This is a genomic window from Streptomyces lomondensis (assembly GCF_014651035.1).
Classification (GTDB): domain Bacteria; phylum Actinomycetota; class Actinomycetes; order Streptomycetales; family Streptomycetaceae; genus Streptomyces; species Streptomyces lomondensis.
On the sequence record NZ_BMWC01000003.1, the window covers coordinates 276249 to 299794 of the forward strand.

20 protein-coding genes and 1 pseudogene are annotated in these 23546 nt (G+C 71.1%); 8 read left to right on the top strand and 13 right to left on the bottom strand.

The features are described 5' to 3' along the window. Positions 1-91: 91 nt before the first annotated feature. Positions 92-994: a helix-turn-helix domain-containing protein gene (locus tag IE255_RS12690; protein ID WP_190050321.1), complete on the top strand. Its 903-nt coding sequence runs from the start codon at positions 92-94 to the stop codon at positions 992-994. Positions 995-1045: 51 nt separating this feature from the next. Here the strand turns inward: IE255_RS12690 and IE255_RS12695 are convergent, their stop codons facing one another. The 3 genes from IE255_RS12695 to IE255_RS12705 all read right to left on the bottom strand — a co-directional run bounded on the left by IE255_RS12695 (position 1046) and on the right by IE255_RS12705 (position 3751). Next, the gene (locus IE255_RS12695; protein ID WP_190050322.1) at positions 1046-2443 is read right to left on the bottom strand and encodes a glycoside hydrolase family 16 protein; all 1398 of its coding nucleotides are present in this window, start codon (positions 2441-2443) and stop codon (positions 1046-1048) included. A 280-nt stretch (positions 2444-2723) separates the two neighbouring features. Beyond that, positions 2724-3272, bottom strand: coding sequence for a DUF1062 domain-containing protein (locus IE255_RS12700; protein WP_190050323.1), 549 nt, complete (start codon positions 3270-3272; stop codon positions 2724-2726). A gap of 227 nt (positions 3273-3499) precedes the next feature. Further along, positions 3500-3751, bottom strand: a complete 252-nt coding sequence (locus IE255_RS12705; RefSeq protein WP_190050324.1) for a hypothetical protein — start codon at positions 3749-3751, stop codon at positions 3500-3502. 148 nt (positions 3752-3899) lie between these two features. On the opposite strand from IE255_RS12705, the gene IE255_RS12710 reads away from it, so the two are divergent. After that, positions 3900-4355, top strand: a complete 456-nt coding sequence (locus tag IE255_RS12710) for a VOC family protein (RefSeq protein ID WP_190050325.1) — start codon at positions 3900-3902, stop codon at positions 4353-4355. A gap of 278 nt (positions 4356-4633) precedes the next feature. Continuing rightward, the gene (locus IE255_RS12715) at positions 4634-4783 is read left to right on the top strand and encodes a hypothetical protein (RefSeq protein ID WP_190050326.1); all 150 of its coding nucleotides are present in this window, start codon (positions 4634-4636) and stop codon (positions 4781-4783) included. A 32-nt stretch (positions 4784-4815) separates the two neighbouring features. Here the strand turns inward: IE255_RS12715 and IE255_RS12720 are convergent. Further along, a pseudogene (locus IE255_RS12720) lies at positions 4816-5106 on the bottom strand (IclR family transcriptional regulator domain-containing protein); the annotation flags it as partial. A gap of 298 nt (positions 5107-5404) precedes the next feature. Continuing rightward, complete coding sequence (locus IE255_RS12725; RefSeq protein ID WP_190050327.1) at positions 5405-7714, bottom strand: beta-L-arabinofuranosidase domain-containing protein; 2310 nt, start codon at positions 7712-7714, stop codon at positions 5405-5407. Positions 7715-9054: 1340 nt separating this feature from the next. Between IE255_RS12725 and IE255_RS12730 the strand changes: the two genes are divergently transcribed. Next, on the top strand, positions 9055-10320 hold the full coding sequence (locus IE255_RS12730) for a lipase family protein (RefSeq protein WP_443732524.1): 1266 nt from the start codon (positions 9055-9057) through the stop codon (positions 10318-10320). 31 nt (positions 10321-10351) lie between these two features. Here the strand turns inward: IE255_RS12730 and IE255_RS12735 are convergent, their stop codons facing one another. The 4 genes from IE255_RS12735 to IE255_RS12750 all read right to left on the bottom strand — a co-directional run bounded on the left by IE255_RS12735 (position 10352) and on the right by IE255_RS12750 (position 14332). Then, positions 10352-11119, bottom strand: a complete 768-nt coding sequence (locus IE255_RS12735; RefSeq protein ID WP_190050329.1) for an IclR family transcriptional regulator — start codon at positions 11117-11119, stop codon at positions 10352-10354. After that, positions 11116-12483, bottom strand: coding sequence for an alpha/beta hydrolase family protein (locus IE255_RS12740; protein ID WP_229906378.1), 1368 nt, complete (start codon positions 12481-12483; stop codon positions 11116-11118). The genes IE255_RS12735 and IE255_RS12740 overlap by 4 nt, the downstream gene beginning before the upstream one ends. Further along, complete coding sequence (locus IE255_RS12745) at positions 12480-13826, bottom strand: MFS transporter (protein ID WP_190050331.1); 1347 nt, start codon at positions 13824-13826, stop codon at positions 12480-12482. Before IE255_RS12745 ends, IE255_RS12740 begins: the two co-directional genes overlap by 4 nt. An 80-nt stretch (positions 13827-13906) precedes the next feature. Then, the gene (locus tag IE255_RS12750; RefSeq protein ID WP_190050748.1) at positions 13907-14332 is read right to left on the bottom strand and encodes a MarR family winged helix-turn-helix transcriptional regulator; all 426 of its coding nucleotides are present in this window, start codon (positions 14330-14332) and stop codon (positions 13907-13909) included. 197 nt (positions 14333-14529) lie between these two features. Here IE255_RS12750 and IE255_RS12755 point away from each other — a divergent pair, with 197 nt between their 5' ends. Genes IE255_RS12755 through IE255_RS12770 form a run of 4 tightly spaced genes read left to right on the top strand, consistent with a single transcriptional unit; the run spans position 14530 to position 18299 of the window. After that, complete coding sequence (locus IE255_RS12755) at positions 14530-15447, top strand: SDR family NAD(P)-dependent oxidoreductase (RefSeq protein WP_308280893.1); 918 nt, start codon at positions 14530-14532, stop codon at positions 15445-15447. Further along, on the top strand, positions 15447-16322 hold the full coding sequence (locus IE255_RS12760) for an amidohydrolase family protein (RefSeq protein ID WP_190050332.1): 876 nt from the start codon (positions 15447-15449) through the stop codon (positions 16320-16322). Before IE255_RS12755 ends, IE255_RS12760 begins: the two co-directional genes overlap by 1 nt. 10 nt (positions 16323-16332) lie before the next feature. Then, entirely contained in the window at positions 16333-17835 is a 1503-nt protein-coding gene (locus IE255_RS12765) for an acyl-CoA synthetase (protein ID WP_190050333.1), read from the top strand. Between the two features lie 8 nt (positions 17836-17843). Further along, positions 17844-18299, top strand: a complete 456-nt coding sequence (locus tag IE255_RS12770; RefSeq protein WP_190050334.1) for a MaoC family dehydratase — start codon at positions 17844-17846, stop codon at positions 18297-18299. Here IE255_RS12770 and IE255_RS12775 read toward each other — a convergent pair. From IE255_RS12775 to IE255_RS12790, 4 genes are read right to left on the bottom strand one after another with little or no spacing between them, the layout of a single operon-like run. Next, positions 18290-19117 carry a PaaX family transcriptional regulator gene (locus IE255_RS12775; RefSeq protein ID WP_190050335.1) on the bottom strand — a complete coding sequence of 276 codons (828 nt, stop codon included), beginning with the start codon at positions 19115-19117 and terminating at the stop codon, positions 18290-18292. The two genes, IE255_RS12770 and IE255_RS12775, sit on opposite strands and share 10 nt — an antisense overlap. 24 nt (positions 19118-19141) lie before the next feature. Then, positions 19142-19990 carry a hypothetical protein gene (locus IE255_RS12780; RefSeq protein WP_190050336.1) on the bottom strand — a complete coding sequence of 283 codons (849 nt, stop codon included), beginning with the start codon at positions 19988-19990 and terminating at the stop codon, positions 19142-19144. A 4-nt stretch (positions 19991-19994) separates the two neighbouring features. Next, positions 19995-21668 (bottom strand): PHP domain-containing protein, encoded by a 1674-nt coding sequence (locus tag IE255_RS12785; protein ID WP_190050337.1) that lies wholly within the window; start codon positions 21666-21668, stop codon positions 19995-19997. 18 nt (positions 21669-21686) lie between these two features. Next, positions 21687-23522 (bottom strand): LamG-like jellyroll fold domain-containing protein, encoded by a 1836-nt coding sequence (locus IE255_RS12790; protein WP_190050338.1) that lies wholly within the window; start codon positions 23520-23522, stop codon positions 21687-21689. Positions 23523-23546: the final 24 nt, after the last annotated feature.

A 23546-nucleotide genomic window follows, 5' to 3' on the forward strand; every position in this document is an offset into this window, starting at 1 on the left:
TTTCCACGGAAGGTCGCCGTGTGTCAGCCTGTGGTGAAAGTGGGACACCCAGAGGCAGCACGGCGCGCGGGCGGGGCGGTACGAGGCGGACATGGCGGACAGAAGCGTCCAAGGCGGCGACATCCAAGGCGGCGACGGGATCAGAACGTTCCCCTTCCCGGTCGAGCTGAGCGTCGGCGGCGTCGGCATGCAGGTCGGCCCGATGGGCACCGGCCGCACCTGGCACGCCGACGCGCCGCTGGAGCGCGTGCACCGCATCGACTTCCACGTCGTGATGCTGTTCGGCGAGGGCCCGGTCCGGCACATGGTCGACTTCACCGAGTACGAGGCCACGGCCGGGGACCTGCTGTGGATCCGCCCGGGGCAGGTCCACCGCTTCTCGCGCACCAGCGAGTACCGCGGAACGGTGCTCACCATGCAGCCCGGCTTCCTGCCCCGCGCGACCGTGGAAGTCACCGGCCTGTACCGCTACGACCTGCCGCCGCTGCTGCGCCCCGACGCGCCCCAGCGCGCCGCGCTGCGGGCCGCCCTCGGCCAACTGCGGCGCGAGTACGAGGACACCACCACGCTGCCGCTCAGCCTGCACACCGACGTGCTGCGCCACACCCTGACGGCGTTCCTGCTCCGCCTCGCCCACCTGGCGACGACGTCGGCGGAGGCGGTGCGCCGGCAGTCCGACTCCACCTTCACCCTCTTCCGGGACGCCGTGGAGAAGGACTTCGCCACCAATCACAGCGTCAGCGCCTACGCCGACGCACTGGGTTACTCCCGCCGCACCCTGGTCCGCGCGGTCCGCGCCGCGACCGGCGAGACCCCCAAGGCGTTCATCGACAAGCGCGTGATCCTGGAGGCCAAGCGGCTCCTCGCCCACACCGACCTGCCGATCGGCCGGGTCGGCGCGGCGGTCGGCTTCCCCGACGCCGCGAACTTCTCCAAGTTCTTCCACCAGCACACGGACCAGACGCCGGCGGCGTTCCGCGCGGAACTGCGCTGAGGGCAGCGGAAAGGGGCCCCACGCGCGCGTGGAGCCCCTTTCCGGGGAGCGTCAGTGCCCGAAGGTGAACCAGTTGACGTTCACGAAGTCCGCCGGCTGCCCGCTGGTGAAGGTCAGGTACACGTCGTGCGTGCCCGTCACGGCGGAGATGTTCGCGGGGATGGTCCGCCACGCCTGCCAGCCACCGGTGTTGCCCACCGCGAAGCTCCCGACGGGCGCGTTGCCGCGGCTGTCCAGCCGCACCTCGACCAGCCCGCTGACGCCGCCCGCCGCGCCGCTCGCGACCCGGGCGCTGAACTGCCGGGCCGCCGTGGAACCGAAGTTCACGCCCTTGAAGTGCAGCCAGTCGCCGTTGGCCAGCGAGCCGACGTTCCGGCCGCCGCCGGAGTCGGTGGTCGTCTCGGTCATGGCGCCGGACTGGCCGTCGAAGGACTCGGCCTGGATGGTGCCGTAGGCGTCACGGTTGCCGGTCGGCGGGGGTGTGGTGCCGCCGCCGGAGGAGGAGAGCACCTGGACGTAGTCGACGACCATCGGGTGGCCGGGCTGCGTCCCGGCGTCCGGGCCGCCGCCGAACGCGTCGGGGAAGCCGCCGCCCATGGCCACGTTGAGGATGATGAAGAAGCCGTGGTCGGTGGCGTTCCGCCAGGTCGTCGCGTCGACCTGGTTGGCGCGCACGGTGTGGAAGTTGACGCCGTCGAGGTAGAAGCGGATCTCCTCGACGCTCGTGGAGCGGTCCCACTCCATCCGGTAGGTGTGGAAGCCGGCCTGGCAGGTGGTGCCCTGGCAGGCGGTCGAACTGCCGATGCCGCTGTTCTCGTTGCAGGGGCCGCCCGGGGAGGTGCCGCAGTGCATCGTCGCGAACACCGTGTTCTGGCCCTGGGTGTTCTCCATGATGTCCAGCTCGCCGACGCTCGGCCAGTTCCAGTAGTTGCCGCGGTACGGGGCGCCCAGCATCCAGAACGCGGGCCAGTAGCCCTTGGCGGCCGCTCCCGTGACGTTCGGTACCTGGATGCGCGACTCGACGCGGAGCTTGCCGCCGGCCGGGGGCTGGAAGTCGGTGCGGCTGGTCTCGATGCGGCCGGAGGTCCAGTTGCCGGCGGCGTCCCGGCGGGGCGTGATGCGGAGGTTGCCGTTGCCGTCGAGGGAGACGTTGTCCGTGCTGCTCGTCATCGTCTCGATCTCGCCGGTGCCCCAGTTCGCGGGGCCGCCCGGGTAGCCCTTGCCGGTCGCGTACTGCCAGTTCGAGGTGTTGACGCCGCTGCCCGCCGGCCCGTTGAAGTCGTCCACGAACACCTGCGTCCAGCCCGACGGGGGCGGCGGCGCGGAGGCGTTCGCGGCCGGGGTGGCGGCCGTGGCGGCGGCCGCCGCGAGGCCGAGCGTGCTGACGACGGCGACGAAGGCCCGCCGGAAGGGGCGGGGTCTGCGGGGGGTGCCGGAGGTTTCGCTCATGTGGGGGCCTCTCGGGGAAGGGGGTGAGAGCGCCGAGACTGCTGAGAGCGCTCTCAAAGTGCCGTCAATGTGCTCCCCCGTACGCGGGTCGTCAAGAGGTAAAGCCAGGAAAAGTGCCGGGCTGCTTCTGGGTGCAGAGCCTGAACAGGGCGTCACGGCAAAGGAGTTCCGGCACGGCGGAGGGGCGGGCCACCGGGGGAAGCATGTCCCTCGTGCGGGTCGGGGACCAGGGGCCCTGTCCGCAGACCTGCCGGACAGGGCCCCTGGTCCTGATGACAACTCAGCGCTTGAGCATGAAGGTGAAGTCGCCGGAGAGCTTGCCGCTCAGCCGGGCTGCCGAAACGAGTTTCCCCTCCGCGATGAGTCTCTCGACCCCGGCCCGTGAAAGACCGCAGCCTTCGGCGATCAGGCGCACCGGCCGGACCGGGATCCGCGCCGCGAAACGGACCGAGACGTCGATCACCCCGCGGTCCGGGGGATGCGATCCGCCGGTGTCGAGGCGCCAGGCGTTGTCCCAGTCGAGGGCGATGCGATTACGGCGCCGCACGACCGGATCCTGGAGCAGTTCGGCTGTCAGGCCAAGGTCGTTGTCATGAAGCCGGTCCAACAGCTCGGGTCGTACGCAGCGCACGTTCATCCGCTCCAGGACCGTGAGTTTGGCGGTTTCCCCGCAAGCGGTACAGAGCACGAGGAGCCAGGCGTCGATGAGCTTGTGGTTCGCGTTGACGCGGAATTTGCCGCTCGCCCGGGAGCGCTCGGACGCGCACGCGTGGCAACGGCGGAGAACAAGCGGCAGGCAGGTGGGCATGACCACCCAGTTTTCGAGCACAGAAGTACACCGGTTTCAGTGAGAAGTCCGCAGCAGAAAGGAGCGCGGCGCAGATGCGCGACGCGCGACGGTTCAGCGCTCGGGAGGTCTCACAGGGTGTACAACGGCACGTCCTTCACCAGACGACTCGGTTCGGCAGCACGCTAATGGTCCACGGCGCCGCTCTTCCAACGGTTTTCGGGTGCCTCATCGCCGGGTTCTGTTGCGCAGGCCAGTCCGTTCCGGCCTCAGTCGTCAACAGGTGAAACAGAGAAATCCTTTTGCTCGTCCCGCCGGGCAGCCCGCAGCTTGCCGTATGCCTTCAGGACATCGTCGAGGAGGAGCAGCAGCAGGATCCCGATCCCTAGCGTCCACTCGGGCAGCCCGGCCCAGCCGACAAAGAGTCCCATGACCATCGCGAGAACGACCAGCACGAGCGGCCGCAGCAGCTGCCACCTCCCGACGTGCGACGCCAGCCATCGTGTCCCCTGCCGCATCATCGCCGACTCCCCCCCGTCGCAGGCAGCGTTGAGCCCTCCACAAAGTCCGACTTCCGGGGGCGGGGAACGGTTGCATCGCCTCGGGGCGGCCCGTCAACGGGTTCCGGCGCGACGGGGCGTTGTCAGTCCCTCCTGCGATGCTCGCGGTATGGACGTGACATTGCAGGTGACCATCGACTGCGCCGACCCGGTGACCCTGGTGAACTTCTGGACGGAGGCCCTCGGTTACCAGCCCGAGCCGGCGCCGGGCGGGCACCCCAGCTGGCGGGCGTACTGGGAGGACATGGGGGTGCCGGCGGAGGAGCTGACCGAGGGGGTGGGGGAGACGCCCGAGTCGATCGTCGATCCGGAGGGGCGGGGGCCCCGCATCTGGTTCCAGCGGGTGCCGGAGGGCAAGACCGTCAAGAACCGGGTGCATCTCGACCTCAAGGTCGGCGGCGGCCGGGGCGTTCCCCTGCCGGAGCGCACCCGGAGAATCGCGGCGAAGGTGGACCGGCTGGTCGCGACCGGGGCGACGGTACTGCGGATCATGGACGAGCCGGACATGGACTACTACGGGGTCGTGCTGCGGGACCCGGAGGGCAACGAGTTCTGCGTGGGCTAGGTGTGCTGTCCGGACAGCACACCTAGGGCCTTGTCGAAGGCCGGTGGGCGTTCTCCGGCCCGGCCGGCCCGACGCGTCGCAGGGCAGGTGGATCTCGCTGGTCAGCCCGCCTCACGGCCCGTCGGTCAGCCAGCCGCTTGCGGCCGGGCCGGGCCATTGGGCCCGGAGATGGCGCCGAGCTGGGTGAGACCGGCCAGCACGTCGGTGCAGGTCCAGTACTCGACGAACCTGCCGCCGGAAACCCGCAGGAGATCGGCCCGACGTCCACGGTGATGGAGATGTCGCCGAACGCCGCCATGGTCTGCTCGATCTCGGGAAGCCCACAACCGGGTCCGGCGCGGCAGCCACCATCGCGCCAGGCGGTCGTCGACGTCGTGACGTGGCTCGGCGAACGCTTCGCCGGCAGGCCGATGCCGGGCAACTGCTGACCCCGCGACGCCCTGCGCATGATCCGTGGGGTTCAGGCCCGCTCCGGCTGCCACCCCAGCGCCCGTGAGATGCCCCGGGCGGCCACCCGTACCGCCGGGGCCAGCACCGGCACCTGGGCGTCCGCGTGGGGTACCACGATCGAGACGGCGGCGGTCACCGTGCCGTCCGCACCGCGTACCGGCGCGGCCACCGACAGGGCGTCCTCCGTGACCTGTCGGTCGCTCACCGCGATCCCCGAGCGCCGTACCTCGGCCGGCACCCGCCGCAGCCGCGCCGGATCGGTGATCGTGTACGAGGCGAAGGACGCGAGGCCGCGCTCGCATGTCACCGCGTATGCCGACCGTCGCAACGCGACATGGACGGCGTACATCCGCCGTCGCCTCGGGCAGTGCAGCCTAGGGCCTGTCGTTTGGATCAGGTCGCAGGGAAGTGACGGTGCTGTTCAGTGCCGGTGAGCGGGGTCTGGTGCGTGCAGCTGCAAGGCGGAGGAGGGCGTCGACGCGATGGGGGTCCCCCCTGCTCGAGCGAAGTCGAGAGCTTGGGGGAGTCGGCAACCGACGACAACGCGGCAGATGCGCGTGCCAGACCCCGCGTCTGCGGCGTGATCCAAACGACAGGCCCTAGTTCCCCAAGATGCGCCACCGGTTGTCGGCAGTGCCGTTGTCCGATTCCTGGACTGCGAACGCGCCGACAGCGGTGGAGTTGTTCGCGATGGCGAGCAACTTGCCGCTGTGCTCGTTGCGGATCTTGTAGGTCCCGTCTCCCTGGGCGAGCAGCGTCCATCTGTGGTCGGCGGTGCCGTTGTCCGACCACTGCAGGACGGTCGCGTTGTCTGCCGTGGACATGTCCTGGACGCCGAGCACCTTGCCGCTGTGGGCATTGCGCAGGCGGACCGCGTTTCCGTCAGGGATCATGTGCCAGTTGTGGTCGGCGGTGCCCGAGTCGTTCCACTGCAGAGCGCGGCCACCGTCGGCCGTGGACATGTCCTGGATGCCCAGCACCAGACCACTGCCCACGTTGGCGAGACGGACGGTGGCGCTGGTGTTCCAGTAGACGGTGTAGTTGTGGCCGTGCGCGTCGTGGAACGGGCCCAGGTTGACGGTGGAGCCGTTGGCGGTGGCGGTGAAGGCGAGCGAGCTGCTGCTGGTCCGTGTGATGGAGGACGTGTTCAGCGAAGGGAGGGAGCTGAGCGAGGTGTTGCCGTAGTTGCCGGACAGGACCACCGGGCCGTAGGTGATCGCGGCGACGTTCGCGTTGTCGTTGGCCGCTCGCATGACGATCCGCATGGGCAGGCGGACGGTGACCGTGTCACCGGAGGCCCATGAGCGGCTCAGGGTGGCGTAGCTGCCGGGGGTGGCGGTGATGTTCTGCGCGACGCCGTTGACGCTGATGGTGGCCCCGGTGGTCCAGCCCGGGATGCGGATGCGCATCGCCCAGCTACCGCTGACGTTGCCGGTGACTTGCAGGGTCGTGGTGTCGCCGACCGGGTACGACGTGGTCTGGGTGACCGTGATCCCGCGCTCCGACCAGTTGAGCACCGAGGGCACGAACAGGTTCACGATCAGCGTGTTGTCACTGCGGAAGTAGATGGAGTCCATCAGCCTGGTGTGCATCTCCAGGCCCGTGCCCTGGCAGCACCAGAAGGTGCCGTAGTCGGTGCTCCAGGTGCCGCCGCCCCAGGCCGGGCCCACACCGCGCCGTCCTCCCGGGTTGAGCGGGGTGAAGTAGGTGACGTGGCCGTGGTTGTCGGCCGGGTTCTGCTGGCCGATCATCTGGTTCAGCCACGCCCGCTCGTAGTAGTCGAACAGCGCGGCCCGGTTCGGATCGAGCGCGAACAGTTCCCGGGTGAGGAGGAGCATGTTGAAGGTGTTGCAGCTTTCGCACGTGTCCTTGTTCAGGTACCCGGCGATGGCGTTCGGGGCGCGGAAATGCTCCGCCTGGCTGTTGCCGCCGATGGCATAGGTGTGCGCGTTGACGGTGATGTTCCAGGCGTTGGTGGCGATGTCCCGGTAGCGGGTGGTGCCGGTGGCCTTGTATTCCCGGGCGGCCCCGATCCACTTCGGTACCTGGGTGTTGGCGTGCAGTCCGTTGAGCCGGTCCTGGTTGGCGGCCAGAGGGTCGAACACCGCGGCGTGGTCGAACCGCCGGGCCGCGGTGAGCCACCGTGCGTCGCCGGTCTGCTGGTAGAGATCGGTCAGCACGGTGTTCATGCCGCCGAACTCGGTCTGCAGCATGGTCTGCATCTGCTGGCTGCTCAGCCGGCCGGTGCGCCAGTCGACCCATCCCGCCAGGGCGAGCAGTACGTCACGGGCTTGCGTGTTGCCGATGTGGCGCCATACGTCCAGCAGGCCGACGAGGGTCTTGTGGATGGTGTAGTACGGCACGTTGCCGTTGGTCAGGGTCCGCTGCTCGAGGGCGGTGAAGTCGGACTCGGGGTAGCCGGAGAGGTACCCGGCGTTGAAACCGGCGGCACTGTTGTTGGCCTGGCATTTGGCCAACTCCGCGACCATGTGGTTGGCCTTGTCCCGGCAGACGGTGTCGCCGGTCACGGCGTACAACTGCGCCCATGCCGTGAGGAAGTGCCCTTGGACGTGGGTGCGGAAGGGGAAGTTCGGTGCGTCCCAGCCGCCGTTGGCAGCCGCGCCGTTGGTGGACAGCCGGTGGTTGGCGCGGAAGTTGTACAGCAGCCGGTCGACATCGACGAACCGCAGGTAGTTCCGCGTGCGGTTCTGGTTGTCCAGCCACCGGCTCGCGGTGAGCCGGACCTGGCCGAGTGCGAAGGGGTGCGCGGAGGCCCCGATGTCGGCCCGTGCGGGGGGAATGGTCGCCGCTCGGGCGGGAGAACCGCCGATGAGGGATCCGGTGGCGGAGGCGGCGGCGGTGGCCCCGGCTATCTGCAGGAGGCGCCGTCTGCTGACGGAGGAAGACATCTTGCACCCTTTCCGTGACGGGAGAGCGATGGCTTGGTCGTTGGTCCGTTGGGGCACGTGTCCGGCGGTCGGGTGGGACCTGTCGGGCGTGGGATGGCTCCGAGCGTTGATTGCTGCGCATGGGGTGAAACGGCTCAGGCGGGCGAGGTCTCAGGGGGGCGAGGCCATGGGACCGGCGTACGGCGTGGTCATCAGGTAGTGGTAGCGCTGGTAATAGGCCATGTACGGGTGCGCGCCGCTGCTGGTGATCGGCTTGGTGAACGGGGGCGGCCGCCGACCCGGCCTTGATGCGTGCCAGCCACCGGTTTCCGGGCGAGGGCAGTGAGAAGAGCGGTGGGCTGAAGAGGCAAGCGGGAGTAGCGCACGCAGGGACGTCTCCTCACAGGCAGGGGCGGGAGTCGAACGTATGAACGCGGTGCTTTGCGGAGACCGGAGACGGCGGGGCCCCGAAACTGCAGGCAGTGAAGCGCAGGAGGTTCGTAATTTCGAACGGTGTTCGCGATGTCGCCGGAACCATAGTGGTCCCGTAATGTGACGTCAACGTTGTCGGCGTATTCAAGTGACGTGCGGATATGGGTGATTCAGCTCTTTCAGCGTTGCCGCTCCAGGGTGAGGATGGCTGCGTCGATGGACGACGGAACGGCGGCATGTGGGCTGGGATCTGAACGGCGCTGGATCAGGCGCGTAGTCACGTTCTTCGCCGGCACCGAGCACCGGACCGCCGCCTGGTGTCTCCTCGTCGGCGCGGGCTCCGCCCTGGTGGCCGTCGCCGCTCTTCTGATGGACGTCTGGGGGCCGGGCGACAGTGCCTCCCCGGCACAACCGGCTGCGGGCTCTCCGTCGGCCACAGCCTCACCGGGAGAGCCGGACCTCTATGTGACGGCTCGGTCCGTTCCCGTCGACACAGGCTGCCTGGCGCTTCCGGATGCCCCGGCATCCCTGGCCGACCGTGCGGAACTGGCCGCCGACAGCGACCCCTTCGCCTGGCCGAGCGTCACGGCAGCGCGATGGTAGGGCCGTTGACTGTCGACATCACACTCCAAGGCGGTCAACGCGCCTTGACGGTCAAGTCGATCGACGTCGTTCCCCGCACCCCGAGGCGGCGGGGTCGACCGGTCAGGACCGGCGTACCGGACGGATCGACGACTCGGGCAGGCGGTTGGCCGCGGCGACGGTTGAAAGACCGGCCCTTGTCACCGCCGCGCACTGCCGCCCCTCCCGGTTCGTAATTCTTTAACTAGCACTGCTCATCAACGCGTTCGTACCGTCATCACGTCTCCGCTCCACCCCCACGGAAGGGACGCTCTGACGTGATGTCACACAGGTCGAAGAAGCCGTCGCTGCGCAGAGTCGCGCTGCTCGGCGTCGGTGCTTTGTTCGCCACCGCCCTCGCCGTTCCCGCGGCGACGGCCGACGCCGCCCCGGCGGCCGACTGCGCCGCGGCGGACGCCGCGATCTACCGGCCCCCGGCGAGCGTCACCGCCGCCCCGGGAACCGTGCTCGCCTGCCGCCGCGTCGACGCCCTGCCGCTCGTCGGCGACGTTCCGCTGACCGCCTGGAAGGTGCAGTACGCCTCGACGGATGGACGGGGGAAGGCCGTCGCCGTGTCCGGCACGGTCGTCGTGCCCCGGGCGGCGTGGACCGGGCCCGGCGAGCGTCCGCTGGTCGCGTTCGCGCCCGGCACCCTCGGCATCGGGCCCCAGTGCGCCTTCTCCAAGCAGCTCGCGGGCGAGTACCAGGACGCCTACGAGGGCGGCAACATCGCCGCGCTGCTGCGCGCCGGATACGCCGTAGCGGCCACGGACGGCGCCGGCTACCTCGACGGCCAGGTCCATCCGTACGTCTCGGGAGCCGACGCGGGACACGCGCTGCTGGACATCGCGCGGGCGGCGCCCGGGGTGCCCGGCAGCGGGCTGAGCGCGGCGGCCCGGGTGGGCCTGTGGGGCTACTCCGAGGGCGGCGCCGGGAGCCTGTGGGCCGCGCAGCTGGCGCGGTCGTACGCGCCCGGGCTGAGCGTCGTGGGCGTGGCGTCCGGCGGGGTGCCCGGGGACCTGAAGGTCGTGGCGAAGAGCCTCAACGGCGGGGCGTTCGCCGGGTTCCTGCTCGACGCCGTCATCGGCATGGCCACCACCCACCCCGAGATGCCCTTCGACGAACTCCTCGACGAGGAGGGCCGCACCGCCGTACGGGACGCGAAGATGCTCTGCCTCGTCGGGACCCTCGCCCGGTTCGCCGGCGGCCGGACGGAGAACTACACCCGCGACGGGCTGACGCTCGACCAGATCTTCGCGGTACGCGGCCCCGACGGCAGGACCTGGGGCCAGATCGTCGACAAGAACAAGCTCGGTACCGGCGTGGGCCCCGCCGGATCCGGCGCCCGCCACGAGATCGGCTTCCCCGTGCTCCAGTACCGCGGCCTGCTCGACGAGGTGATCCCCGCCGAGACCGAGGAGGCCACCCGGCAGGCGTACTGCGCCGCCCGGATCCCCACCCAGTGGAACACCTACCCAGGCGACCACCTGCTGGCCGACTTCCAGGCGGTCGACGACGTGGTGAAGTGGCTCGGCGACCGCTTCGCCGGCAGGCCGATGCCGGGCAACTGCTGACCCCGCGACGCCCTGCGGATGCTCCCGAGGTTCAGGCCCGTTCCGGCTGCCACCCCAGCGCCCGTGAGATCCCGCGGGCGGCCACCCGTACCGCCGGGGCCAGCACCGGCACCTGGGCGTCCGCGTGGGGTACCACGATCGAGACGGCGGCGGTCACCGTGCCGTCCGCACCGCGTACCGGCGCGGCCACCGACAGGGCGTCGTCCGTGACCTGGCGGTCGCTCACCGCGACCCCCGACCGCCGCACCTCGGCCAGCACCCGCCGCAGGCGCGCCGGATCGGTGATCGTGTACGAGGTGAAGGACGCGAGGTTGCCCGCGCAGTACTCCTCCTGGAACTCCGGCTCGCCGTGGGCCAGCAGGGCGAGGCCGACCCCGGTGGCGTGCAGCGGCCAGCGCGCGCCGACGCGGATGTGCACGCCGACCGCCGACCGCCCCGACAGCCACTCGATGTAGACGACGTCCCGGCCGTCCCGCACGGCCAGCTGCACGTTCTCGTGCGTCGCCTCGTACAGGTCCTCCAGGTACGGCAGCGCGATCTGCCGCAGGGCGAGGCCGCGCGGGGCCAGTGCGGCGACCTCCCACAGCCGGAGCCCGACGTGGTAGACGCCGGACTCGTCCCGTTCCAGGGCGCCCCACCCGGTGAGCGCGCCCACCAGCCGGTGCGCGGTGGTGAGGCTCAGCCCGGCCCGCCGGCTGATGTCCGTCAGGCTCAGCGCCGGGTGCTCGTGGTCGAACGCCGCGAGCACGGACAGCAGTCGGTCGGCCGCGGTGGGGGCGCCCTGGGGCAGCACGGTCATGGCCGGGTGTCTCCCGGGTGGGCGAGGTCGTAGGGGCGGGGGTAGGCGGCCGGGCGGTAGGGGACGTAGCGGGGCTCGGCCGCCGGGTCCGCCGCCCGCGCCCGGGAGTTGAGGGCGCCGGGCGAGGTGTCCCAGCGGCCGGTGTCCAGGCGGTGTTCCAGGGTGCGCAGGGCGGCCAGCGTCTCTCCGGTGGTGAAGGTGCAGTGGCCGGGGCCGTCGACGTACGCCTGGCGCAGGAGCCCCGCCGAGCCCGTGGCGGTGGCCGCCCGCCGGTAGGCGCTCTGCGCCTGCACCGGGATCAGCGCGTCACCGGTCGTGTGGATGTTCAGCTGGGGGTCGGTCAGCCGGCCGGAGAGCACGCTGGTGTCCCGCATCCACCGCACGGCCGACGGGTCGGCGGAGATCCGGGGTGCCCGGCCGAGGGTCGTGAGGTCGGTGCGCAAGGACAGTCCCGCCTCCTTGTAGAGCTCGGTCACCTCTTTGTACAGCGGGGACCGGGCGAGCATCACCCCGTAGTCGACGCCTGTGTTCCAGGACGGGTTGCCGCCCGCCCGGCTCTCGGCCTCCTGCCGCCAGCTGAAGGCGGGCAGCTGGAGGAGGCCCCGGACGGCGGTGTACTGGTGGGACTGCCGGGTCTCCCAGTCGGTGGGGCCGGGCTTCGGCTGCGCGGGGTCGTTGTGGCCGGGGATGTTGTGCAGCGCGGCCGCAAGGGCGATCCGGGCCCGGCCCTCGGGGGTCCGCTGGGCGGCGTCGACCTTGGAGGTGAGCGACTTCGCGGCGGCGACCGCCTCCGCCTGGCCGGTGAAGTCCGCGAGCGGGACACCGGAGCCCGGGGCGAGCAGCGTGCGCAGCGCGAACACCGGGTCCAGGGTGCTGTTCCAGTTGGCGACGCCGCCCTGCACCAGCCCGCACATCGACAGCGAGCCGTCGAAGCGGGCGGCGTGCCGCTCCGCGAGCACCGTGGTGACGAAGCCGCCGTACGAGGTGCCCCAGGCGAGGGTCCGCCGTGCCGCCCCGAACCGCTGCGTGAACAGGTCCAGCGTGGCCAGCTGGTCGGGCACCGCCTCCGTGACCGCCCAGCCGGTCGTCGCGTACGAGGAGCCGATGAGGGCGTAGCCCTCGGCCAGCAGCTTGTCGCGGGCGGCCGGACCGGGCGTGTTCTGGGCCGGGTTGGGGGCTCCGGCCGGGGTGTAGCCGTGGCTGTACAGCAGCACCGTGCCGTTCCAGGACGCGGGGACGTCCATCACGTACGCGGCGCCGGAGGGGAGCCGGCCCTCCAGATGCGTGTCCGTGGCGGCGGCCTGGGCGGGCAGCGCGGTCGCCAGGGACAGGCAGGCGGTCAGCAACGCGAGGCGGATCCTCAACGCGGGGTCCCTTCCAGGGTGGGGGCGGAAGCGGGGGAGTCCAGGGCGTCCGCGTGGGTCTCGCGCAGCCGCCACACGGTGACCGCGGTGACGGCCGCGCCCGCGCACAGCAGCAGCGACACCGGGGTGCCGGCGCCACCGGCGGAGGCGACGAGGCTGCCCGCGATCAGCGGGGAGAACCCGGCGCCGATCAGGGTCGCCCCCTGGTAGCCGAGGGAGGCGCCGGTGTAGCGGACGCGGGTGCCGAACATCTCGGTGAGCAGCGCGCCGAGCGGCCCGTACATCGTGGACTGGGCGACGCCGTGGCCGAGGGCCAGGGCGAGGATCAGCAGACCGGGCGAGCCGGAGTCGACCAGGGCCAGCACGGGGAAGGCGAGCGCCGCCGAGGCGACGGCACCGGCGAGCACGACGGGCCGGCGGCCGACCCGGTCCGACAGCGCGGAGGCGGCGGGCAGCACGGCGAGGGCCACGCAGGAGGCGACGGTCACCGCGGTCAGCACCTGCGGGCGGGTGTACCCCTGGTCGACGGCGTAGGAGATCATGAAGCTGGTCAGCAGCGACTGCGTGGTGAAGGCGCCGATGCCGACGCAGGCGGCCAGCAGCACCGGCTTCGGGCGGCGCAGCACCTCCACGATCGGCGGCCTGTCCACGGGCTTCCGCTCGGCCTGCGCGAACAGCGGGCTCTCGGCGACCTTCAGGCGCACGAACAGCCCGACGGCCAGCAGCACGATGCTCAGCAGGAACGGCACCCGCCAGCCCCAGGACCGGAACTCGTCGTCGGGCAGCGCGGCGACGAGGGTGACCACACCGGCCGACAGCACGGAACCGAGCGGGGCGCCGAGCTGGGTGAAGCTGGACCACAGGCCGCGCCGGGAGCCCTGCGTGTGCTCGGCGTGCTCGACGACCATCAGCATCGCGCCGCCCCACTCACCGCCGATCGCGATGCCCTGCACGACGCGCAGGGCGACGAGCAGCACCGGCGCCCACACCCCGATCGCGTCGTACGTCGGCAGCAGGCCGATGAGGAAGCTGCCGCAGCCCATCAGGACCATGGTCATGAGCATCATCGACTTGCGGCCGATCCGGTCGCCGAAGTGGCCGAAGACGATGCCGCCCAGCGGGCGGGCCAGATAGCCCGCGGCGAACGTGCCGAACGCGGCGATGGTGCCCACCGCCGGATCGGCCTGCGGGAAGAACAGGTCGCCGAAGACGAGCGCGGCGACCGTTCCGTACACGAGGAAGTCGTAGAACTCGACGGTCGTGCCGAGCAGTCCGGAGACGGCGACGCGGCGCAACTGCCGGGGATCGGGGGCGGGTTGAGCGGCGGAGGCGGATGGCTGCACGGGGAGCTCCCTGGGGACGGGTCTCGGTTAGCCCGTGAAGTTAGGCACAGGATGTGCAGCCGTCAATCATTTGCACAACATCAGTTCAGTCCGTCCTCGGCGATCCGCAGCAGCAGCGCGTGCAGCGTCTCCCGCTCGGCCGGGTCCAGGGGGCCCAGCAGCTCGCCCGTCACCCGCTGGCCGGCCTCGTCTGTGTCGCGGAGGAACGCGCGGCCGCTCCCGGTCAGCACGACGATCCGGCTGCGGCGGTCGTCGGGGGAGGGGCGGCGCTCGGCGAAGCCCAGCTTCTCCAGGTCGTCGACCAGGCCGACGATCGCGCTCGGGTCGTAGCCGAGCCGCGCGCTCAGCTCGCGCTGGAGGGCGCCGTCGGAGGTGGCGAGGAAGCGCAGTACGGCGTAGTGGCGCAGGCGCAGGCCGGACTCCTGGAGGCAGGCGTTGAACAGCTGCCCCGAGCGCAGGCCCAGGCGGTACAGCAGGTAGCCCGTGTCGGCGTGCAGCCCGCGCATCCACGGCTCGTGGGCGTCGATGGGCTTCGGGGTGACGTTCTGGCGTGTGATGACGGGCTCCCTGTGCTCGGTGCGTCCTGAGGATTCCAGCATCTCGCACCTGTGGGTCGCCAACAACTATTGACGTCAACAATTATTGCTCTTAGCTTCGATCTCGTAGCCGCACCGCCCGTATCACCATGCGAAGGGACCCGCTCGTGCCCAGCATCGATCTCTCCGGCAAGGCCGCCGTCGTCACCGGCAGCGGCCGGGGCCTCGGCCTCGCCTACGCCCATGCCCTGGCCGCCCACGGCGCGTCCGTGGTCGTCAACGACGTCGACGAGGCGGTGGCCGAGGCGGCCGTGAAGTCCATCACCGAGGCGGGCGGCACCGCCGTCGCCGAGGTCGTCCCGGTCGGCACGACTCAGGCCGCCGAACGGCTCGTGAACCGGGCGGTGGAGGAGTTCGGCCGGCTGGACGTCCTGGTCACCAACGCGGGCATCCTCCGCGACAAGGTGCTGTGGAAGATGACCGACGAGGACTTCGACGCGGTGATCACCACGCACCTCAAGGGCACCTTCACCTGCGCCCGCGCGGCCGCCGTCCGGATGCGCGAGCAGGGCGAGGGCGGCTCGCTGATCCTGGTCGGCTCCCCGGCCGGCCAGCGCGGCAACTTCGGCCAGACGAACTACGCCGCCGCCAAGGCCGGCATCGCGGCGATGGCCCGCACCTGGTCCATGGAGCTGGGCCGCGCGAACATCACCGTCAACGCGATCGTGCCGGTCGCCGCGACCGCGATGACCGAGACGATCCCGGCCTTCGCCCCGTACATCGAGGCCATGCGCGGCGGCGAGCCCCTGCCGGACTTCCTGCGCAAGGGCGAGGGCTTCGGCACCCCCGAGGACTGCGCCGCCCTGGTGCCGTTCCTCGCCTCCGAGGCCGCCCGGGGCGTGACCGGCCAGTGCATCGGCATCGGCGGCGACAAGGTGGCACTCTGGTCGCATCCGCAGGAGATCAGGGCGGCCTACGCCGACGGCGGCTGGACCCCCGCGGCCCTGGCCGACGCCTGGCCCACCTCGGTCGGTGCCGAGCTCCAGTCGGTCGGCATCCCGGCGCCGAAGCTCCCGGAGGCGTGATGGACCCGGAGTCACTGGTCGCGATCGACGTCCACACCCACGCGGAGGTCTCCTCCAAGGGCCACTCCTCCCTGGACGACGACCTGCACGACGCCTCCTCGGCCTACTTCAAGGTCGAGGGCAAGCGGAAGCCCACGCTGGAGGAGACGGCCGCCTACTACCGGGAGCGGAACATGGCCGCCGTGATCTTCACGGTGGACGCCGAGTCCGCCACCGGCACCCCGCCCGTCCCGAACGAGGAGGTCGCCGAGGCCGCCGCCGCCAACGCCGACGTCCTCATCCCCTTCGCCTCCATCGACCCCTTCCGGGGGAAGGCGGGCGTGAAGCAGGCCCGGCGCCTGGTCGAGGAGTACGGGGTGAAGGGCTTCAAGTTCCACCCCAGCATCCAGGGCTTCTTCCCCAACGACCGGTCGGTGGCGTACGACCTGTACGAGGTGATCGAGGAGACCGGCACGATCGCCCTCTTCCACACCGGGCAGACGGGCATCGGCGCCGGCGTCCCCGGCGGGGGCGGGATCAGGCTGAAGTACTCGAACCCGCTCCACGTGGACGACGTGGCGGCCGACTTCCCGCACCTGAAGATCATCCTGGCGCACCCGTCCTTCCCCTGGCAGGACGAGGCCCTCGCCGTCGCCACGCACAAGCCGGGGGTGCACATCGACCTGTCCGGCTGGTCGCCGAAGTACTTCCCGCCGCAGCTCGTGCAGTACGCGAACACGCTGCTGAAGGACAAGGTCCTCTTCGGCTCCGACTTCCCCGTCCTCACCCCCGACCGCTGGCTCGCCGACTTCGAGAAGCTGTCGATCAAGGACGAGGTGCGGCCGAAGATCCTCAAGGAGAACGCCGCCCGCCTGCTCGGGCTGACGAAGACGTAAGGGGCGTGACATGCGCAACGAGGGACTGGGGTCGTGGCCCGCACGCCGGGCCCGCAAGACCCCGCACCGCACCGCCCTGATCCACGGCGAGAACGTCACGGACTACGGCACGCTGTACACCCGCACCACGCGCCTGGCCCACGCCCTGCGCGCCCGGGGCGTGCGCCGCGGCGACCGGATCGCCTACCTCGGCCCGAACCACCCCTCCTATCTGGAGACCCTGTTCGCGGCCGGCACGCTCGGCGCGGTCTTCGTCCCGCTCAACATCCGCCTCGCGGGCCCGGAGATCGCCTACCAGCTGGCCGACTCCGGCGCGAAGGCCCTGGTCTACGGCCCGTCCCACGCCGGTCTGGTCGCGGGCCTGCCGGGCAGCACGGACGTCCGCACCTACCTCGAGGTGGGGCCCGAGTACGAGGCGGCCGTCGCCGAGGCGCCCGGGGAGCCGATCGACGAACCGGTCGGCGCCGACGACACCTGCATCATCATGTACACCTCGGGCACGACCGGCCGCCCCAAGGGCGCCATGCTCACCCACGGCAACCTCACCTGGAACGCGGTCAACGTCCTCGTCGACACCGACCTGATCGCCGACGAACGGGCCCTGGTCTCCGCCCCGCTGTTCCACACCGCCGGTCTGAACATGCTGACCCTGCCGGTCCTGCTCAAGGGCGGTGCCTGCGTCCTGGTCGAGGCCTTCGACCCGGACGCCACCTTCGACCTGATCGAACGGCACCGGATCACCTTCATGTTCGGCGTGCCGACCATGTTCGACCAGGTGGCCCGGCATCCGCGCTGGCCGGACGCCGACCTGTCGTCGCTGCGCATCCTGACCTGCGGAGGCTCACCGGTCCCCACCCCGCTGATCGCGGCGTACCAGCGGCGCGGTCTGACCTTCCTCCAGGGCTACGGCATGACCGAGGCCGCCCCCGGCACGCTGTTCCTGGACGCCGAGCACGCCGTCAGCAAGGCGGGTTCGGCGGGCGTGCCGCACTTCTTCAGCGACGTACGCGTCGTCCGGCCGGACCTGACGCCGGTCGACGTGGGCGAGGTCGGCGAGGTCGTGGTGCGCGGGCCGCACGTCATGCCCGGCTACTGGGGGCTGCCCGAGGAGACGGCCGCGTCCTTCGCGGACGGCTGGTTCCGCAGCGGCGACGCCGCCCAGATCGACGAGGACGGCTACGTCCACATCGTCGACCGCCTCAAGGACATGATCATCTCCGGTGGCGAGAACATCTACCCCGCCGAGATCGAGGACCAGCTCCTCGCCCACCCGGACATCGTCGAGTGCGCGGTGATCGGGGTGCCGGACGACAAGTGGGGCGAGGTGCCGCGCGCGGTCGTCGTGCCCCGCGCGGGCGCCGCCCTCGACCCCGACGAGGTGCTCGCGTCGCTCGCGGGCCGCCTCGCCAAGTACAAGATCCCCAAATCGGTGGTGCTGGCGGACGAACTCCCGCGCACCGCCTCCGGAAAGCTCCTCAAGTCCCGTGTCCGCAGGCGATACGGCAACCAGTAAGGAACCGCATGAGCATCACCGTGAACGGCCTCGACGAACTCAAGAAGCTCGCCGGCAGCGATCTCGGCACCAGCGAGTGGATCGAGGTCACCCAGGAGCGGATCAACACCTTCGCCGACGCGACGGGCGACCACCAGTGGATCCACGTGGACCCCGAGCGTGCCAAGGAGGGCCCCTTCGGCGCCCCCATCGCGCACGGCTACCTCACGCTCTCCCTCTTCATCCCGCTGTTCACCGAGCTGCTGGACGTCCAAGGCGTGACGACGAAGGTCAACTACGGCCTGAACAAGGTGCGTTTCCCCGCCCCGGTGAAGGTCGGCTCCCGCATCCGGCTGGCGGCGAAGCTCGCCGAGGTCGAGGACGTGCCGGGCGGGGTGCAGATCACCGTCGAGGGCGCCATCGAGATCGAGGGCGGCACCAAGCCGGCCGCGGTGCTCCAGAGCCTGTCGCGGTTCTACGCCTGAGGCCGCGCGGGCACCAGGTCCAGAAGGCGTTCCGAGGCGGTGCGGGCGAGCGGTGAGAGCCGCTCGTGCACGGTCCGGAACGTCTTCTCGGCCTGTTCCGCCGGCCAGTCGTCCGGCAGGTGCTTGACCGGCAGGCGCGGGTCGCGGCGGACGATCCGCAGCCACTCCGTCTGGAGCCGCAGCCGCAGGACCAGCGCCTCGTCGGCGTCCGGGAGGTCGTCCTCCCAGGGCTGCCAGCGCCGTACGAACCTCTCGTAGCTGCCGGCCAGCTCGGACAGCTCCCAGGTCTCCTCGATCATCTGGCCGATGTCCGTGCCGGTGTCGGCGTGCGCCCGGAAGACCTTCACATGGGCGGACAGACCGAGCTCGGCCACCAGGGCCGACACGTCGACCTCGCCCGGGGCGATCCACAGGCCGTTGAACAGCGGTCCGAAGCCGCTCCAGGTCAGCTGGGAGCGCAGGTCGTGGCGCTGGCGCTGCCAGGACTCGGGCAGCGAGAAGCCGAGCAGGGTCCAGGTGCCGTCCCAGTGCCGGTTGACGGCACCGGTCTGCCAGATGCGCCGCTCGCCGTCGCGCAGCACCGCCTCGGACCGCTCGGTCAGCCCGAAGTACATACGACGGCCCTCGCGCTGGCGGCGCAGCAGGTCACGCTTGACCATGCGGGAGAGCGTGGAGCGGGTGGCCTGCTCGCCGATCCCGGCGCGGGCGAACACGTCGATGACGCTGCCCGAGTACACGCACACGTCGCGTCCGAGCACCTGGTCGCCCAGGAACGTCAGCATGAGGGACTGGGGCCGCAGCGACTCTTCACCGGTCACGCGGCCCACCGTACCTCCGCTCGATCAGTCCGTGACCTGCCGGTACGCGTGGACGGCCGTCGTCACCGCGCACACGCCCGGCGGGATCATCTGCACCCGCAGGGTGCCGCTGCTCGTGTCGTAGTCGACGCCCTCGGTCTCGAAGGCACCCGTGCACCCACTGCGCTGCGGCAGCGCGAACAGGCTCGTGACCGTGCCGGTGACCGGCCGTCCGTCGACCTTGCGGGGCAGGTCGACCTGGAGGAGCGGCCGGATCTCCGGGAAGAGGGTGCCCGAGGCGTCGTTCGAGGCGCACAGCAGGCGGGTGCCGGTGACGAAGTCGCAGCCCTGGATGTCGCGGACCGGCTTGTCCAGGGTGATCTGCCCGGCCTCCTGGAGGTCGCCGCCGGTGGCCGGTGTGGACGGGTTGAGCAGCGGCGCCGGGAACACCTGGAGCCGGTTCTGCGTGCCCCACTCGCCCGAGACCAGCCACTGCTCGTCGGGCGAGACGGCGGCGAAGGAGTTGTTCAGCTTCTCGCCCGGGTTCAGCGGGTGCGTGTACGCGTAGCGCTTCCCGGCCGGGGTGGTGACCGCGAACATCTTGGAGGTGGCGTTGTCCGGGCCCTGGTAGGCGTCGAAGACATGGCCGCGCGCGATGTCCGGGTCGCCTATGTGGTTCCAGCCCTTGACCCGCAGGTCCAGCGGGATGGAGGCCAGTCCGCGGTACAGCAGGGAGCCGTCCGCGCGGCTGGCGAGGCCCTGCCCGCCGCCGAGGGTGTCGGTGTACGCCGTTCCGGTCTCCGCCCAGCGCGGGGCACCGGCGGCCGAGGCCGTGCCGGCGCCCAGCGTGCAGACACCTAACAGGGCGGTGGCGGCGAGCAGTTGACGTCTCATCAGGTCAGGACCCTTCCACGTCGACGAACACGGGATTCGAATAGAACCACGTATCGGCCCACGGGTCACCGTCCCCGGGCGGGTGCGGAATCGGGCCGTGCGGGTCGACGGAGGCGCCGAGGTAGCCGGTGCCGTGCCGGTTGCCGTCGCTGCCGCGCAGCCGGACGTAGAAGGACTCCTCGCCCGCCGTGAGCGGGATGCGCAGGGTGTAGGTGCCCGTGCGGCCGGAGACGTCCTTCGACTGGACGACCTGGGTGTCGGGGGCCCTCCAGGTGTCGCGGTCGGCGACCGGTCCGCGCACCGCGCCCCGGATGACGTCCACATGCGCCAACTCGGGCAGGATGCCCTGCGGGTTGGGACGGGAGGCGGTCGTCACCGTGACGTTCAGCGTCAGCTTCTCGCCCTTGCGGACCCGCAGCCGGCCGCCGAGCGTCACGCCCCGGCCCCGGTCGCGCTCCCGCTTCAGCCGGACGTCGAGCCCGTCGAGCAGATGCCCGTGGTCGAGCCAGACGCGGCCCGCGCGCAGACCCGCCATGACGGCGCGGTAGCCGTAGCGGGTCACACCCACGTGCGTACGGCTGAACTGGCCGGGCCAGAAGTCGCTGCCGGGCTGCGGGGTGTCCGTGTTCACCGGGTCGGGCAGCTTCCCCGTGGTGTCGAAGGTCTGGCCGGGCTGCCAGTCGCCGTTCTTCCAGGTGTCGAAGACGATCCGGTGGGCGTCGGAGTTGGTGGTGATCGAGAACAGCCGCCCCTCGGCGAGCATCGAGTCCCACAGGCCGCCGACGGTCGCGGTCGCCCAGTCGAAGCCGCCGTAGGTCAGGTAGGCGTCCGCCGGGTAGCCGGGCCAGGACTGCGCGGACGGCTTGTTCTCGTACTCGCCGCGGATCGAGTTGGCCCCGCGCAGGCCGGGGATGGCCGCCCCCTGGGCGCCGGGCGCGCCCTCCATGCCGATCATGATGCCGGGCGCCGCGTCCCGCCAGGCGCGCATCTCGTGCGGGGAGTCGATGCCGAGGCGCATGGGGTGGTTGGCGAGCACCAGCACATCGTCGACGTAGCCCGAACGGTGCTGCTCCGCCAGCCACTTGAGGGCCTTCACGGCGTGCGCCTCGTTGCGGGCGGTGTCCGCGTCGGCGGGGCCGCCCTTGTCGTAGGCGAGGAGCTTGCCGTCGTAGGCGCGCTCGAACCGGGTGAGCAGGTCGACCTCGTGCGGGCCGGGCGCGGCGAACACCGTGCAGTGCTCGGCGGCCGGGATGTACCACTCCAGGCCCTGGAAGATCAGCTGACGCGGGTTCTCGGCCCGCGCCCTGAGGATCTCCCGGTGCTCCAGCGCGGCCCCGAAGTCGGCGTGCCCGACGTTCGAGTGCTCGGTGAACACCATCCAGTCCAGGCCGTACTTCGCGCCCGCGGCGGCCAGCTGGGAGAACGTGTACTTGGCGTCGTGGCTGTAGACGGTGTGGATGTGGTGGTCGCCGACGAGGTAGGCGAGGCGCGGGTCCTCGCCGCCCGGCCGTCCGCCGCCGTCGGCCGCGAGGGCGGGGGTGGCCGCCGATCCCAGGGCGAACGCGGCGCCGAACAGGCCCGCCCCGCGCAGGAGTCCGCGGCGGGAGACCCCCTGCGGATCGAGGGCGGCGGGGGAGACGGCCGGATCGGCCCAGGCGGGCAGCTGCTGCTCGGTCATGACGTACCTCTGCAAGGTTCAGTGGTTCATGAAGGAGGTGACGGGCAGCGCCCGGGCGACGATCCGGACGTCGCCGAGCCGGCCGTGCAGGATCTGGTCGATCTTCCCGCCGTACTCGTAGCCCCCGAGCAGCCACGGCAGCCCGACGGAGGTGATGCCGACCGCGGACGCCTTGGGGTTGCGGACCACCGGGCAGCCCTCGACGTACAGCGTGGTGTGGCTGCCGTCGTTGACGACCGCCAGGTGCCACCAGGTCTCCAGCGGGGTCTCCTGGCCCCAGTTGGTGGCGATGCCCTGCTGGTTGAGCGGGCGCATCGCCCACTGCGGTTCCCGGTCGTTCGACAGGGACAGGGTGGCCAGCGGCTCGTCCGGGTCGTCGGCGGTCTTGCCGGCGGCGCCGCCCGTGCCCGTCCTGCTGACCAGCCCGGACCAGGCGTTGTGGGCCGGGTCCCAGTCGGCGGGCAGGCGGTAGAACGCCTCGATGGTGTAGCCGTCCTCGAAGGTGGCCCGGTTGAGCGGGGCGCCGTCGACCGTGCGCAGGTAGGCGCCCTTCAGCGGCGGCTTGTTGCCCTGGAACTCCAGGCTGCCGTGGCCCGGCTGGTCGGGGTGGTGGTCGGCGGACCAGCCCAGCGTGCCGCCGCCCACCGTGACCAGGGAGAGGTCGTTGCCGCGCCCGGACAGGTCGCGGACGGTACCGGCCGTGACGTCGACGGGGTTCTCGAAGCGCCAGTACGCCATCGTGCCCGGCACCAGCATCGTCGAGGCGGGCCGCGCCGGGCGCGCGGGCACGGGCGCGAAACCGGAGAACCGCTCCTCGAAGTCGATCTCGACGGAGAACCGGTCGGCGTCGCCGCTCAGCTCCATCTCCTGCCGCTCCAGCTCGTTGAGCCCCTTCTTCGCCCGGCCGAGGATCCACGGGGAGACCGTCTCCACGTCGATGACGTTCCGGTCCAGGTCGAACCGGTAGAGGCGGATCATCGCCGCACCGCCGAAGTAGCGGTTCTGGTAGTTCGTCAGGTGCAGATGCACGTCGTGTCCGGCCGCGTTCTTGCGTATCGCGCGGGCGGCGGGCCAGTAGTGCCCGTTGAGGGTGAGGAAGATCTGGTCGTGGTCCTCGATCAGCCGGTCCCACAGCTGCTGCCCGTACGACGACAGGGAGTCGTCCTCGACGACCAGCTCGTGCGTCGTGAGGATCACCGGCGTCCTCGGGTGCTTCGCCATGACCTCCTTCGCCCACGCGTAGCCCTGCGGCGACAGCCGCCAGTCCAGCGCGAGCACCATCCATTCCCGGCCGCCCGCCGTGAACAGGTGGAAGGAGTTGTAGCCGTCCGGGGAGGCACCGCCGAACGTCCGCTGCCTTTCGAACCGCCGCGGCCCGAACGTGTCCAGGTACGGTGTCGCTCCGCGCTGGTCGGTCGTCGACGACTTCACGTCGTGGTTGCCGGCCAGGACGCTGTAGCCGACACCCCGCCGGTCCAGCAGCCGGAACGCCTCGCCGATCGCCGCGAACTCCTCCTTCGCGCCGTTCTGCGTGAGGTCCCCGAGGTGGGACAGGAAGACGATGTTCTCCTCCCTGCCGTGCTCCAGCAGATAGCGCAGCGAGGCCTCGACCGGCGCCTTGTCGATGCTCGGCCCGTCGAACAGGTACTGCGTGTCCGGCATCACGGCGAGCGTGAAGCGGCGGCTGTCCGGGTCGGGGCGCCAACTCGGCGTCGCCGCCTCGGCGGTGACGGCGGGCAGCGCGCTCACCGCGGCGGCCGTCGCACCGAGCAGCGCGGTCGCGCGCAGAAAGCCGCGTCTTCCGGCACCGGCCTGGGGCGCCTCGCCCGGGTCGTGGTCATGCGAAGTGCACACGGGTGCTCCATGAGGTGACTGGGA